Below are 13,779 nucleotides of genomic sequence, written 5' to 3' on the forward strand. Positions count from 1 at the left end.
CGAGCCGAACCGGGGTGCTGCCTGATCATGCACGGAAACGAGTGGGACGTGACCTCCGCCGCCGGCCCCGCACCGGGCGCCACCCCCGTACGCCCCGAAGGCCACCGACTCGTCCCGCTCGCGACGGCCCTGCTCCAGGGCGACGGCCTGATCCTGCACTGGAGCGAGGACGCCGAGGCGCTGCTCGGCTACTCCGCCGAGGAGGCCGTCGGCAGCTACGCCGCCCAGCTGCTCACCGACGGCACCGACCGCCCCGAGGTGCTGTCCCTGTTCGCCCACATCATGGGCGGCTCCGCCGGCTGGTCCGGCGTCTTCCCGGTCCGCCACCGCGACGGCCACAAGGTCGACCTGGAGTTCCGCACCTACCCGATCGCCGGCCCGGCCGGCACCCTGCTGCTGCTCGCCACCGCCTCCGACATCCGCGCCCTCCAGGCGGTCGAGGCCGACCTCGCCGTCCTGGACGGCGTCTTCGACCGCTCGCCGATCGGCATGGCCGTCTACGACACCGAGCTGCGCTACGTCCGGCTCAACGAGGCGCTCGCCCGGATGAACGGCGTCCCCATCGCGGCCCACCTCGGCCGCCGGATACCCGCGGTGCTGCCCGGCATCAACAGCGTCGAGATCGAGCAGACCATGCGGCAGGTGCTCAGGAGCGGCAAGCCCGTGGTGGACGCCCGCTCCCACGGCCGGGTGCCAGGGGACCCGAAGCGCGACCGCGCCTGGTCCGCCTCCTACTTCCGGCTGGAGGACTCCACCGGCCGGGTCTTCGGCGTCTGTTCCTCGATCATCGACGTCACCGAGCGCTTCCAGGCCGAGGCCCGCGCCGCCCGCGCCCAGGAACGGCTCGCCACCATCGCCGAGGCAACGGCCCGGATCGGCACCACCCTCGACCTCCAGCGCACCGCCGAGGAGCTGATCGAGGCCGTCGTCCCCCGGTTCGCCGACTTCGCCACCGTCGACCTGCTGGAACCGGTGCTGCGCGGCGCCGAACCCACCCCCATCCCCTCCGACCGGACGGTCACCCTGCGTGCCGTCGCGGTCGGCGAGTCCTACGAGTCGGGCCTCGCGCACGCCGTGGACACCGTCGGCGAGACCTCCGAGTACGCCCCCGACCGCAGCTACACCCAGTGCCTGCGCAGCGGACGCCCCCTGCTGCGCGCCCACGTGGACGCCGAGGTGCTGCGCGGCCTGGTCTCCAGCGAGGACCGGGTCGAGCCCGGCATCGCGGCGGGCATCCACTCGTACCTGATGGTGCCGCTCACCGCCCGGGGCATGGTGCTCGGCGGCTCCGAGTTCATCCGGATGCGCAACTCCGAGCCGTTCAGCGACGCCGACGTGGCGCTCGCCGAGGAACTGGTCGCCCGCACCGCGCTGGCCATCGACAACGCCCGGCTCTACCGGCGCGAGCGGGAGACGGCGCTCACCCTCCAGCGCAGCCTGCTGCCACAGGAGATCCACCGCACCCTGGGCCTGGAGATCGCCTACCGCTACCTGCCCAGCAGCGTGGTCAGCGAGGTCGGCGGCGACTGGTTCGACGTCGTGCCGCTGTCCTGCGGCCGGGTCGCCCTGGTGGTCGGCGACGTGATGGGCCACGGCATCCGGGCCGCCGCCACCATGGGCCAGCTGCGCACCGTCGCCAGGACGCTCGCCACCCTCGACATGCCGCCCGAGCAGGTCCTCACCCGCCTGGACGAGACCGCCTCGGGCATCGGCGAGGGCCAGTTCGCCACCTGCATCTGCGCCGTCTACGACCCGCTGGAGCGCACCGTCCAGATCGCCTCGGCCGGCCACCTGCCGCCGATCTCGGTCGCCCCCGACGGCACCGCCCGCCGGGTCGAGGTGCCGCCCGGCGTGCCGCTGGGCGTCGGCGGGGTGGCCTTCGAGTCGATCGAGTTCACCCTGCCCGAGGGCGGCATGGTCACCCTCTACACCGACGGCCTGGTCGAGCGGCGCGGCCAGGACCTCGACGACGGCATCGACCTGCTGGCCGACACCCTCGCCGGGCCCGGCCGAACCCTGGAGGAGAACTGCGACGCCGTCCTCGGCGCACTCGTCACCGACGGCACCGAGGACGACATCGCGATGATCATGGCGCGGGTCCTGCCGCTGCCCGCCGACCGGATCGCCACCCTCCCGCTCACCGGCGGCGGCCGGCTGCCCGGCAAGGCCCGCCGCTTCACCCGCGCCACCCTGGACGCCTGGGGCCTGACCGCCCTCTCCGACTACGCCGAGCTGCTGGTCAGCGAACTGGTCACCAACGCCTTGCTGCACGCCGACGCCCCGCGGCGGCTGCGGCTGTTCCGCGACCGGGTGCTCACCCTGGAGGTCTCCGACGCCGGCGGGTCGGCGCCGCAGCTGCGCCCCTTCGCCGAGCAGGACGAGGGCGGGCGCGGCATGTTCCTGGTCAGCGAGCTGGCCCAGCGCTGGGGCAGCCGGCTGACCAGGGACGGCAAGGTGGTCTGGGCGGAGCTGGAACTGCCCTTCGGGGCTGCTTAGTTCCCTGCGGGTTGGTCCCCTGTCAGTGTGCTTCCCCGGTCAGTTCGCTTCTCCGGTCAGTGCGCGGCGAGCGGGTAGTGGTCGGAGAGGTCGGTGTAGGTGTAGCTCTTGCCCCAACTGCTCACCGTCCACGGCGCGCTGTGCGTGCGCAGGACCTGGTTGGTGTACTGCTGCGGGCGGGCGTGGTCGGCCCGGTAGAGCACGTAGTCCAGGTCCTCCTTGGGCTCGCCCGGGTAGCGGTAGGCGGCGATGGAGTTGTCGGCGGTGTCGAAGGAGTACGGCCAGCCGGTGCGGGCGGAGGCCGGCGCCAGGTTGGCGTTGTCCAGCAGGGCCTGGTACTCGGAGCCGTGCGAGTCGATGTTGAGGTCACCGGCGAGCAGGATCGGCTCGTTCGCCGGGATCTGCTTGGCGTCCAGGAAGCCGCGCATGGCCGTGAGCTGCTTGGCCCGGATGGCGGCCGGCTGGCCGCTGGAGCAGCCCGAGTCGGTGGACTGCAGGTGGGTGCCGACCACGTGGGTGCGCTGGCCGTTCACGTTCAGGACGGCGTAGACGAAGCCCTTGTTCGAGAAGTAGTCCGAGCCGCAGGCGTCCTTGTAGACGTACTGCTCCTTGCGCAGGATCGGCCACTTGCTGAGCAGCGTCACGCCGCCGTCCTCGGGGGTGGCGGAGCTGTAGCTGCCGGAGGTCGCGTCCCAGCCGCTGGTGGAGCGGCCGACGACCGGGGTGTGGTACGGGTAGGCGGCCGAGGCCTTGGCGGTCAGGGCGTCGGAGGCCGCGTTGTCGAAGGCCTCCTCCAGGACGACCACGTCGTGGCCCTGGAAGAAGTCCGCCGAGGCGATCGCCTGCGCCCGGTACTGCTGGCCCCAGTTGGGGTAGAGGGTCGTGCTCATCAGGAACGTGTTGTACGTGAGGACGTCCAGCGCGGGCGCGGTGACCGGGGCGGACTCGGTCGTGGCGCCGGTGGCAGCCGTGGCGGGGGCAGTGGCGAGCGCGCCGAGCACGGCGGCGGCAGCGCAGGCGGCGGCGGCCTTGCGGAGGGACGACAGCGGCATTGGGGCTCCGTGAGGGTATGACGTGAACGCGACGGTCAGCGGATGTTGTACATCCAACGTTGCCGCCCGCACGGTGCACAAGACCGCGCACGAGCATTCGGTGAACGCAGTTGAAACACTGTCACCACCCAGAACGCGCGAGCCCCACTACCCGTCGTGGGTAGTGGGGCTCGCGAGAGTCGTGCGCGTCAGACCTCGCCGAACTCGCCGGCCTGGACGGCGGCGACGAACGACGACCAGGCGTCGGCGGGGAAGACGAGGGCAGGACCCTCGGGGTCCTTGGAGTCACGGACGGGCAGTACACCCGGGAAGCCAGGAGCCACCTCGATGCAGTTGCCCCCGTTGTTGCTGTAGCCGGACTTACGCCACTCGGCACTGGCCAGGTTGGGGATGGGGCCGGTCATTCATAGTCCTTCCGAACAGCGCGGATCTTGGCAAGCGAAGCCACCTTGGAAAGTGACTCCACCTGGAGCTGATCGTAGTCACGGCTCCACGCCTCGACCGTCTTGCGGTCCCGTTCCAGGATGCCACGTGCCTGTGACTCCGCATAGCCGATGGTGGAGCGATCCGGCAGGGTCAACAGAACGATGGGCATCGTGAACGGGATGTGCTCGCCAAGCGTCACCGGGGCTACCTGGAGTGTGAGAAACGGGAGTTCGGCCAGGCTCTCAAGGTGCCGAAGCTGTGCCTGCATGACGGCCGGGCCTCCGACGGGTCGGCGCAGGCAGCTCTCGTCCATGACCGCGTGAAGCACGGGGATGCGTTCGGCTCGGATGATTTGCTGCCGATCCATGAGGAAGGCGACTCGTTGTGCGGCCTGCTCCTTGGTGATGCTGCCTCGGAGAACTGCGGCGTTCGCCAGGGCGCTTGCATACTCCTCGGTCTGGAAGAGTCCCGGGACCACGTTCAGCTCGAACGTCCGTATCTTCCGGCAGCGGGCCTCCTCCCTGGCGAACTCTTCGAACCCCTCCAGCAGGCTGGCGTGCTCGATCTGGCGGAACAGTTCCCGGAACTTGTCCCCTGTATCGAGCGCTTGATCGGCTGCCGTGGCGAAGTTAATGGTTACGGGCTTCTTAGCTCCTTCGACGTACGACACCAGGGCGTGACTGAAGCCCATGATCTTGGCGAGCTTGGTCTGGGAGAGGTTCCTCGCACGCCGTGACCTGCGAAGCTCGTTTCCGAAGCGGATGGCCGGAGATGACGGTTGATCAGTCTCCTCGAACTCCATGATTCACCGTGCCTTGTAACTCGACGAAACGGTCAAGGGTTAAGCCCTTCCGATCGTAGAGGCTGTCGCGCCACCATGGCTACACCAAGTGACACGCCGAGAGCGAAGCGCTACGGAGACTCCCATGCCCGAAAACCCGAAATCCGCGCTGCCCGACTTCGTCCGCAACGAGGTGGTGCGGGACCTGAAGCACCGAGACGACGACGGCCAGCCGAAGGAGGGGGTCTTCATGGAGATCCTCTGCGGGGCGGCCTTCCTGAGGCCGCTCGGCGGGGGGTGCGAGTGGACGACCAGGCCCGATCAGCTGCGACGGTGCGACCCCAGGGAGATCGCGCCGGGCACGGGGAGCAACTCCCAGCGTCGGCCGATGTTTCCGGAGCCGGCGTGACCTCGGGGGAGATGCTGCTCGCCGGGCTGCACCTCAGCTCGTTGGCGGCCGGCGGCTTCACCGCTATGGCGGGGACGACGCAACGAAACGCGGTCGAGGCGGGTGACGAGTCGACCACCGAGCCGCCGGTTCAACGCCCGTGCAGATGCGGCACGTTCGTGCCGGACTGACAACACGCTCCCGCCACCGCGCCGCGAGTGCTCATCCCGTGCGGCGGCGGGGTTCAACGCCCGTCCGTGAAGGACAGTCACGGACGGGCGCCGGCAGGCCTACCTCCCCTGCCGGCCGGCTCCGAGGGCACGTTGGCGCCAGACCCTCGCCGAGCCACACCGCTCTCCGCCGGAATCGCCGCTCCGGCGGGGAGCGGCCACCCCTCGATCGGAGCTGCTCCCGCCGCAGTTCCTTCTGACGCGCGAGCCCCACTGCCCATCGTGGGCAGTGGGGCTCGGACAGCGTGCGTGTGTTAGACCTCGCCGAACTCGCCGGCCTGGACGGCGGCGACGAACGAGGACCAGGCGTCGGCGGGGAAGACGAGGGCAGGACCCTCGGGGTCCTTGGAGTCACGGACGGGCGTCATACCAGGGAAGTTCGGAGCTACCTCAACGCAAGTGCCCCCGTTGTTGCTGTAGGTGGACTTGTGCCACTCGGCGCTGGCCAGGTCAAGGGTGGGGCCGGTCATTCATGCTCCTTCCGAGCAGTGCGGATCACGGCAAGCGAAGCCACCTTGGAGAGCGACGACTCCACCTGAAGCCGATCGTGGTCACGGCTCCATGCCTCGACCTTCCTGCATTCCCGCTCCAGGAAGTCCGAACCAGTCACCGGAAGTTGCGGGCTGGACGCGATTCCTCCCGGCCGTGAACGGCCGGGGCTCCGCACGAATTCATTGAAAGGATCCCGAGGCATGACACGCATCCCATGGGAAGGACAGGCCGCCGATCTGGCTTCCCGGGCGACCGATCCGGACTCCCGATGGCGGAACCCGGTGGCCGGCGTTCCCCGGCACGAACTGGTCCCCAGGTGGTGGGAGCCTGTCGAGGGCGGCACTTGGCAGCTTCAGGTAGGGGAAGCGAACCCGGACTTCTGGCTCCAACGGGCCTACGGGAACGAGTCCCTGGTCACCAGCGTGGGCGGGTTGCACGCGGACCACGCGAAGCCGGATGACCGCCCGACCGGGCTGCCCACGTCGTCGGCCACGCTCACGCCGCTCGTGGTCAAGATGCTGCGGCACGGCCGGATCGCCGCCGAGCACGACCTGCTGGACATCGGCACCGGCGCAGGCGGGTTGACCGCCATTGCCGCCACGCGGCTCGGTTCGGATCGCGTGACGAGCGTGGACATCGACGGGTACCTGGTCGACGCCGCGCGGGGCCGCCTCGCAGGCATGGGGCTGAGCCCTCACTTCGTCACTCAGGACGCCACCGACGCCCTCCCGGGCGACTACGACCGGATCGTAGCCACCGTGTCCGCCCGCCCTGTCCCGGTCCCGTGGCTCCAGGCGCTTCGGCGCGGTGGACGGCTCGTCACTACCATCGCGGACACGGCACTGATCCTGACGGCCTGGAAGACCCCGGACGGCGGAGCGACCGGCGTGATCGAACGTGACTGGGCGGGCTTCATGACCACGCGCCACGGCTCCGCCTACCCGCCCGGTTTGGGCGAGCTGTTCGAGACCGCCCGCGAAGCCGACGGGGAGAACGTCAAGCTCTTCCGGTACCCGGTCACCGACATCCGCAACAACTGGGAAGTCTGGTCGATGCTCACGATCAGCATCCCGGGCATCGAAGTCGACTTCGAGGAGACGCCCGAGGGCCGTACGGCCTGTCTCGCCCATCCGGACGGGTCATGGGCGCGCGCAGAGGCCACGAAGTTCGAGCCGCCGACCGTCCACCAGAGCGGCCCCCGCCGCCTGTGGTCGGAACTCGAATCCATCCGGAACTGGCGGGAGGTCGAAGGCGGCCTGCCGCTCTACGGCTGCCGCGCCGTCGTCACCCCGGACGGCGTGATCCACCTGTCCCGGGGCCGGTGGTCGGCCACCATCGGCTGACCGTGACCGGACGGCCCCGTCCGGCTTCTCCGGGGCGTGGCCCTGTCTGGAACGGTGTCATCGGCAGCGATGCGCGAGCCCCACTACCCATCTGCGGGTAGTGGGGCTCGCGCGACGTGCGTGCGTCAGACCTCGCCGAACTCGCCGGCCTGGACGGCGGCGACGAACGAGGACCAGGCGTCGGCGGGGAAGACGAGGGCAGGGCCCTCGGGGTCCTTGGAGTCACGGACGGGCAGTACACCCGGGAAGCCGGGGGCCACCTCGATGCAACTGCCCCCGTTGTTGCTGTAGCCGGACTTGCGCCACTCGGCGCTGGCCAGGTCAAGGGTGGGGCCGGTCATTCATGCTCCTTCCGAGCAGCGCGGATCACGGCAAGTGAAGCCACCTTGGGAAGCGACTCCACCTGAAGCCGATCGTAATCACGGCTCCATGCCTCGACCTTCCTGCATGCCCGTTCCAGGAAGTCCGAACCCGTCACCGGAAGTTGCGAGCCGAGCCGGACCGTCGCGGTCAACAGCTGCCGAGAGGGCTGCACGGTGCCCGGCCCGCGGACCCTGCAGGGGGAGGCAGCCGCAACCGCGGCGTGACAACCGGTTCCGGGCTGGCCCTACCTCGTGAGGGGCTCCACCCCGAGGAGGGCTGCGGTTTTGGTGTAACGGTCCGGGCGAGAGCGTCGTTCAGGGCCAGGCGTGAAGGGGTGTCCGGCTGGGACTCGCTGAAGAAGCCGCCGCTGGGGCACGGTGCGGGCGAGGCGCTGGCAAGTCAGACCGGGGTCTGCACGCCTTCGTCCGGGGTGATGGCGAACGGACGGAACAGCGGAGTGGTCAGCCGCATCAGACCACCGGTGTTGCTGTTCATCGCGGTGCCCTTGGCCATCCCAGGATTGGCGTTGTAGACGCTCATGCCGTCAGGTAGGCGATGTGCGAGTTCTCGCGCGGCCAGGAGGCTGACGAGTTTGCTCGTCGCGTAGACGTTGATCTGGTCGTAGAAGCGCTTGCTCCACGACGTTCCCGCGACATCTGGATCGGTGGCATCGAGCCTGCCGCGCTTTTCCACGAACGAGGACATGTTGATGATCCGCGCTTCGCGCGTGAGCACTCCTTCGGCCAGGAGGGCGTGGGTGAGCAGGAACGGGGCGTGATGGACCCCGTGTAGGTGTCGCCCTCGGGCTGGGGCGGTGCTGCCGAGTGTGTCTGCCTTCGGCTTCCGGCGATTTCGGCACTCCCGCTGCCGTCAACCCGTTTGCGCGGCGTACACCCAGTCGAGTTCACGACGCCTCATTGGCAGTCAGTGAGGGGATCAACTGTGTGAGTATCCAGCGCGGCCGTAAAGGTACGCGCCTCTGACCGGAAACGACGTACGGAAGGACGCAGTGTGGACTCGACAGACCGCCGCACGATCAGGCACCCCCGACCGCCTGGCGTGGACACCCTCCACTACACCACGCGGAGCGGCCTCGACGCCGTCCCCGATCCTCGGCACCGCACCATGATCGCCAGTGTCCTGGCCTCCGGCCTGGTTGACGAGATGATCGCCTTCACCCAAACCTTCGATCCGCCCGTCAACCTCGCGCAGGCCCGCGCCGACGCCGATGTGCTCACCACCGAGTTCGCGGCGTTCGGCGTCACCATCCCCACCGCCACCACCACCAACATCACGTTGATGCGCGCCCTCATGGTGCCCATCGCCGACGACGCGCTCGCTCTCGCCCTCGATCGCATCTGGGTGTTCGTCACCAACACCGATGACGTGTGCTGCCACGACCCCGCAGAGGCCGAAGCCATCCTGCGGGCCGGCATGCTGCCCGAGCAACGCGCATCCTCGCCGAACGCTCGGTACATCCGGCACATGTTCAAAGAGCTCACACAGTTCTGCGATCCGACATTCCTCGCCGTCTTCAAGACCTTCTTCTACAACGCGATCACCGGCGTCCTCATGGAGGCGGAGTTCACGCCGGAGGCGTCCGACGGGGTCGACAGTGACTTCGTCCGTGTCTTCAACGGCTTCTCCCAGTTCTGGTTCACCTCACTTCAGTTCACCGACCCGTGCTTGAGCGCCCACCACAATCGGGCATTCTGGTCGGCGGCGCTGAGCTCCTGTGTCGCGTTTCTCAACGACATCAACGACGTCCTGTCCTTCTACAAGGAGGCGGTGCACGGCGAGGACTTCCTCGCCAGCCGGATCTACCGCCGCTCGGTGAGCGAGAACATCCCCTACCTCGCCGAATACCGCCGGAGCCTCGACAGTGGCCTGGCTGCCTACCGCCGCGTCCTGGACCTCGCCACTGACGAGCAACGCCCGCACCTCGACCGTTACATGACCGCCTTCGCCTACTGGCACTTCCACTGCCGTCGCTACCTCTGGCACGACATCTACCCCGGCCTGACCCCGATCGACATCTGATCCGGTCTACTGGTGAGCTCGCGTATTCAACTGTCGCCAATGTCCCGCCACAAAGGAAAATGAGCCCAACTGTCAGCTTATCGAGCGGCGTCTGATGACCGACCCCACGACTCTCATCAGCATCTGCGAGGAACTCGCAGGAGTCGAAGCCGCAGAGCTGTATGTCGATGAATATGGAGAAAGTCCGATAGTTCTCCGAGGTTCCCAGCCTTCTGATGCCCGTGTGTGATCCTCTGCGGCGTATCGGCTCCTGTTCCGCCGGTCTCCCTTAGGTGGCGGCTGGTGGTCTTGTCGTGGTAGCCCAGAGCGGCCGCGACGACGGGGGCAGGCGGCTCAAGGAGTTGCTGTCGAATGGCGGCGCCGCGGGCGGCGGCGACGGGGATACCGATCTCGCGCAAGAGCCATGACAGGCGGCTTCCAGGCTTGTCCATCGCTACCAGCCGGTTGAACAGGGGGGTCAGCGCGGGGCGGACGCGGCCCGTGCCGTCGGCACCCCGGACGGCGTGATCCACCTGTCCCGGGGCCGGTGGTCGGTCACCATCGGCTGACCGAGACCGGACGGCCCTGTCCGGTTTCTCCGGGGCGGGGCTCTGCCTGGAGCGGTGTCAGCGGCAGCGATGCGTGAGCCCCACTGCCCGTCGTGGGCAGTGGGGCTCGGACAAGGTGTGCGTCAGGCCTCGCCGAACTCGCCGGTTCGGATCACGGCGATGAACGACGACCAGGCGTCGGCGGGGAAGACGAGGGCAGGACCCTCGGGGTCTTTGGAATCACGGACGGGGGCGAGGTTGGGGACGTCGGTGGCGACCTCCACGCAGTCACCGCCGTTGTCGGAGTACGAGGACTTGATCCAGGAAGCGCCGGACAGGTCTGCGCGGTCACTCATGACTGGAATTCCTTTCGGGCCCGATGGTGAACTGTCAGGTGTAGTAGGGCTACCCCGGCGGTAAGACGAACAGGCGTTGGTGATCAGCGGTCAGCTCGCGTCGACTCCTGCCCTCCACATGGTGCGGAGTTGCGCGTCGACGTCGCCGGCCTGGCGAACACCCGCCTGGTAGGCCGGTTCCCAGGCCGTCAGGTCGCCGGCGTCCGAGCCAAAGGCGCGCACCGAGGCCGGATCGGGGCCGATGGTCACCACGGCGTCCGCCCCCACTGCCGCCAGCTGCTGGTTGAGCGGCTCCCGGGGGAACAGGTGGGCCATCGGCTCGACCACGACCAACGTGCGGGCTCCGGCGGCGAGATCGGCGTTGGGGCCCGCACGCAGGGCGCCGTCCATGTACCGCCGGCCGTCGATGGCGACGGGCGGCGCGGCTCCGGGGAAGGCGCTGCTCGCCGCCACCGCGTGCACCAGCGGCACGCCGCTGTCGCGGTCCCACACCACGGGCTCGCCGGTGGTGGCGCAGACGGCGGTGATCAGCAGTCGTCGCTCCGGCCACGCGTCCGCACCGATCAGGGCGGCGCGCCCCGCGATCAACGCCTCCTCGGCTTGGGCGCTGGCGCCGTCGAGCGCGAGGCGGCCGACGCGGCGCCTCGCCTCGCCGGGTTCCAGGCTGCGGTCGCCGAGTACGGCGAACACCGCGCCCATCCGCTCAGGGTCGGGCTTGACCCGGTGGGCGGCCTGGCGAGCCGAGGAAGCGAGCCGCCCCGGGTCCTGCCCGGTGGCGAGCAGCGCTCCGACGATCGAGCCGGCTGACGTGCCGACGATCAGGTCGGCCTCGCCCAGGTCCACGCCGTTGCGGCGCAATCCGTAGGCCAGTCCGGCTGTCCAGGCCGTGCCGACGTGACTTCCGGGGCCCAGGACGAGTGCTCGGTCGAAGGTGTGCATGTGGTCTCCCCTCGTTATTGAAACAGTCGTACCATATACTCGCTAATGCCGTCTCAACTCCGATGCGCCGAAGGGAGATCCACCGTGGGGCGACCCCCTGACCCCGCCCGTCGCGAGCGCGCGCTGGCTCGGGCGACCGACTACGTGCTGGCGCACGGCCTGGCCGGACTGAGCCTGCGGCCACTGGCCGCGGCCCTCGACACCAGCCCACGGATGCTGCTCTATGACTTCGGCAGCAAGCAGGAGTTGGTCGCGGCGGTCCTCGCCGAGGCCCGCCGCCGAGGCGCGGTGCGTCTGGCCGGGCACCCCGCGCCGGTGAAGGGCTCCGTGCAGGAGCGGCTGCGGGGCATCTGGGGGTGGATGAGCGCGGACGAACGCGCGCCGTTCGTCCGGCTGTTCTTCGAGGTGCACGCCGACGGCCTGGTCCACCCCGAGAACTACCCCGACCAGGCCGAGGCGATCACGGACTGGTTCGACACTCTCGGCGCCACCTTCCGGGACGTCTCCACCGGCCCTGACGACACCGTCACGCCCACGCTGGTCATGGCCGTTGTCCGGGGTCTGCTGTTCGATCTCACGACCACCGGCGACCGCCGGCGCACCGATCTCGCGTTGGACCGCTTCGCCGAACTCCTGGGGCGGTGAACGCGCGACAGCGGTGAACGCGCGAGAGGCGTGACGGACGGGGCCGCGTGCGGTGATGGTGACGTCAGCGAGGCCGAGGACGGCGCACGTGGCGGTCCTGCCCCGCGCCGTATCCGGCCACCGCCATGGCGATGCCGAGGACGGCCAGGACCGTGAGCGGAAGCGTCCAGCTGCCGGTGGCGTCGTGCAGGATGCCGAGGAGAAGCGGGCCGGCCGCCGCCACGAGGTAGCCGATGGACTGCGCCATGCCGGCCAGTGCGGCGGCTTCGCCGGAGCTGCCGGCGCGTTCGCTCTGGAAGGTCAGCGCGAGGACGAGGCACGCGCCGCCGCCCAGTCCGAGCAGGGTGCACGCCACGACGGACAGCGCGGGGGCGGACACCAGCACGGTGAAGCCGCCGGCCACGATGAGCGAGGCCCCGGCCGCCGTCCACCGCTGGTCGTGACGGCCCCGGGTGAGCAGGGGCAGCAGGCCGCTGGTCGCCAGGGAGACCAACTGGTAGTAGAAGAGCATCCATCCGGCGGTGGTGCTGCTCGTGCCGTGGTGGATCAGGATGCTGGGCAGCCACGCGACGGCGGTGTAGAAGGCCAGGGACTGCAGGCCCATGAACATGCTGACCTGCCAGGCCAGTCCTGACCGCCAGGGGACCGGACTGCGGCCCGCGCCGCTGGAGGCCCGGGCCCCGTCGCCCCGCATCCGGGGCAGCCAGACGAGGAGCGCCGCGATGGTGAAGGCGATGCCCCAGGCCAGCGCGGTGTGCCAGGAGCCCGGCAGGGAGTGGGAGAGCGGGGCGGAGATCCCGGAGGAGACGGCGGCCGTGACGCCCATGACGGTGACGTAGAGCGCGCTGATGCCCTGGATGCGGTGTGCGGGCACGCTGCGCCTGATCATGGCGGGCAGCAGCACGTTGCCGAAGGCGATGGCGGCGGAGAGGATCACCGTCCCGGCGAACAGGCAGATCACGGAGGGCAGCGACCGGACCACCGTTCCGACGGCCAGCGCGCCGAGGGCCGCCACCAGCAGGCGCGCGCTGTCGAACCGGTGGGAGGCCCGGGCCACCAGGGGCGACGTCGCGGCGAACGTCAGCAGGGGGAGGGTGCTCAGCAGCCCGCCCCAGCTCGCCGTCAGGCCGCTGCCCTGCTCGATCGCCGGCAGCAGCGTGCCGACGCCGGTGAGGCTGGTCCGCAGGTTGGCCGCCACGAGGCAGATCGCGAGGACGAGCCCGATCGACACGGCGGGCCGCGTGCTGTCGCTGGCCGCAGGCCCGGAGACGGAGTGCTGACGGGTCGTCGAGGACAGTTGCGGACTCATTGCTGCTCCGTGGCTGGTGGTGTCTGGACCTCGTGGTCGTGGGTGAGCCGGGCGGCCGCCGCCGCAGGCCGCGTCCCCATCGGCCGGCCGCCCGCCTCGATGTGTGAGCGGAGGCGGTCCACGAGCGGCGCGGACAGACTCGCCGTTCTGCGCGGTGTGCTGGTGCGTTTCATGGAGGCAGCCTATACAAACATCAGACATTTGAACATCACATGTTTCTGGGCCCAGATCGCGGTGATCCGGGGCCAGGGGGGAGGCGTGATGACGACGCCAGGGTCGTCGGCTCGGGCAGCGGTTGCTCGCCGGAGCCGTTCCAGCGGCGGGGGGGGGGGCGGGGGGGTTGAGGGGCGGGCGGCCCCCCCCCGCGGGGGTCGCCCACGGCGAAAAAACAA

At 69.7% G+C, this 13,779-nt stretch carries 15 protein-coding genes; 5 read left to right on the plus strand and 10 right to left on the minus strand.

What is annotated here, in order from left to right:
- Positions 1-27 precede the first annotated feature (27 nt).
- Positions 28-2,496, plus strand: coding sequence for a SpoIIE family protein phosphatase (locus ACFV6D_RS19385; protein ID WP_380560580.1), 2,469 nt, complete (start codon positions 28-30; stop codon positions 2,494-2,496).
- Positions 2,497-2,552: 56 nt separating this feature from the next.
- Here ACFV6D_RS19385 and sph read toward each other — a convergent pair whose 3' ends face one another.
- From sph to ACFV6D_RS19400, 3 genes are all read right to left on the minus strand, one after another.
- Positions 2,553-3,548: a sphingomyelin phosphodiesterase gene (gene sph / locus ACFV6D_RS19390; RefSeq protein WP_380344006.1), complete on the minus strand. Its 996-nt coding sequence runs from the start codon at positions 3,546-3,548 to the stop codon at positions 2,553-2,555.
- A 188-nt stretch (positions 3,549-3,736) separates the two neighbouring features.
- A complete protein-coding gene (locus tag ACFV6D_RS19395; RefSeq protein WP_380372005.1) occupies positions 3,737-3,952 on the minus strand; it encodes a DUF397 domain-containing protein in 216 nt (71 codons plus the stop codon).
- Complete coding sequence (locus tag ACFV6D_RS19400; protein WP_380372008.1) at positions 3,949-4,776, minus strand: helix-turn-helix domain-containing protein; 828 nt, start codon at positions 4,774-4,776, stop codon at positions 3,949-3,951. The genes ACFV6D_RS19395 and ACFV6D_RS19400 overlap by 4 nt, the downstream gene beginning before the upstream one ends.
- A 124-nt stretch (positions 4,777-4,900) precedes the next feature.
- Between ACFV6D_RS19400 and ACFV6D_RS19405 the strand changes: the two genes are divergently transcribed.
- Complete coding sequence (locus ACFV6D_RS19405) at positions 4,901-5,164, plus strand: hypothetical protein (protein WP_380344000.1); 264 nt, start codon at positions 4,901-4,903, stop codon at positions 5,162-5,164.
- Between the two features lie 463 nt (positions 5,165-5,627).
- On the opposite strand, the gene ACFV6D_RS19410 is transcribed toward ACFV6D_RS19405, so the two are convergent.
- Complete coding sequence (locus ACFV6D_RS19410) at positions 5,628-5,843, minus strand: DUF397 domain-containing protein (protein WP_063346204.1); 216 nt, start codon at positions 5,841-5,843, stop codon at positions 5,628-5,630.
- Between the two features lie 222 nt (positions 5,844-6,065).
- On the opposite strand from ACFV6D_RS19410, the gene ACFV6D_RS19415 reads away from it, so the two are divergent.
- Positions 6,066-7,208, plus strand: coding sequence for a methyltransferase domain-containing protein (locus ACFV6D_RS19415; RefSeq protein WP_380560581.1), 1,143 nt, complete (start codon positions 6,066-6,068; stop codon positions 7,206-7,208).
- 125 nt (positions 7,209-7,333) lie between these two features.
- Here the strand turns inward: ACFV6D_RS19415 and ACFV6D_RS19420 are convergent, their stop codons facing one another.
- Both ACFV6D_RS19420 and ACFV6D_RS19425 read right to left on the minus strand, forming a co-directional pair.
- Positions 7,334-7,549 carry a DUF397 domain-containing protein gene (locus tag ACFV6D_RS19420; protein WP_380372034.1) on the minus strand — a complete coding sequence of 72 codons (216 nt, stop codon included), beginning with the start codon at positions 7,547-7,549 and terminating at the stop codon, positions 7,334-7,336.
- Positions 7,550-7,970: 421 nt separating this feature from the next.
- Complete coding sequence (locus ACFV6D_RS19425; RefSeq protein WP_380560582.1) at positions 7,971-8,276, minus strand: hypothetical protein; 306 nt, start codon at positions 8,274-8,276, stop codon at positions 7,971-7,973.
- A 354-nt stretch (positions 8,277-8,630) separates the two neighbouring features.
- On the opposite strand from ACFV6D_RS19425, the gene ACFV6D_RS19430 reads away from it, so the two are divergent.
- Positions 8,631-9,611 (plus strand): hypothetical protein, encoded by a 981-nt coding sequence (locus ACFV6D_RS19430; protein WP_380560583.1) that lies wholly within the window; start codon positions 8,631-8,633, stop codon positions 9,609-9,611.
- Between the two features lie 670 nt (positions 9,612-10,281).
- Here ACFV6D_RS19430 and ACFV6D_RS19435 read toward each other — a convergent pair.
- The gene (locus ACFV6D_RS19435) at positions 10,282-10,494 is read right to left on the minus strand and encodes a DUF397 domain-containing protein (protein ID WP_380423964.1); all 213 of its coding nucleotides are present in this window, start codon (positions 10,492-10,494) and stop codon (positions 10,282-10,284) included.
- 90 nt (positions 10,495-10,584) lie between these two features.
- A complete protein-coding gene (locus tag ACFV6D_RS19440; protein ID WP_380560584.1) occupies positions 10,585-11,433 on the minus strand; it encodes a patatin-like phospholipase family protein in 849 nt (282 codons plus the stop codon).
- A gap of 84 nt (positions 11,434-11,517) precedes the next feature.
- Between ACFV6D_RS19440 and ACFV6D_RS19445 the strand changes: the two genes are divergently transcribed.
- The gene (locus ACFV6D_RS19445) at positions 11,518-12,078 is read left to right on the plus strand and encodes a TetR family transcriptional regulator (protein ID WP_380560585.1); all 561 of its coding nucleotides are present in this window, start codon (positions 11,518-11,520) and stop codon (positions 12,076-12,078) included.
- A 64-nt stretch (positions 12,079-12,142) separates the two neighbouring features.
- Here ACFV6D_RS19445 and ACFV6D_RS19450 read toward each other — a convergent pair whose 3' ends face one another.
- Complete coding sequence (locus ACFV6D_RS19450) at positions 12,143-13,387, minus strand: CynX/NimT family MFS transporter (protein WP_380495753.1); 1,245 nt, start codon at positions 13,385-13,387, stop codon at positions 12,143-12,145.
- The gene (locus ACFV6D_RS19455) at positions 13,384-13,560 is read right to left on the minus strand and encodes a hypothetical protein (protein WP_380495755.1); all 177 of its coding nucleotides are present in this window, start codon (positions 13,558-13,560) and stop codon (positions 13,384-13,386) included. Before ACFV6D_RS19455 ends, ACFV6D_RS19450 begins: the two co-directional genes overlap by 4 nt.
- Positions 13,561-13,779 lie beyond the last annotated feature (219 nt).

The sequence above is a fragment of the Kitasatospora sp. NPDC059812 genome (genome assembly GCF_042732075.1).
Taxonomy (GTDB): Bacteria; Actinomycetota; Actinomycetes; order Streptomycetales; family Streptomycetaceae; genus Kitasatospora.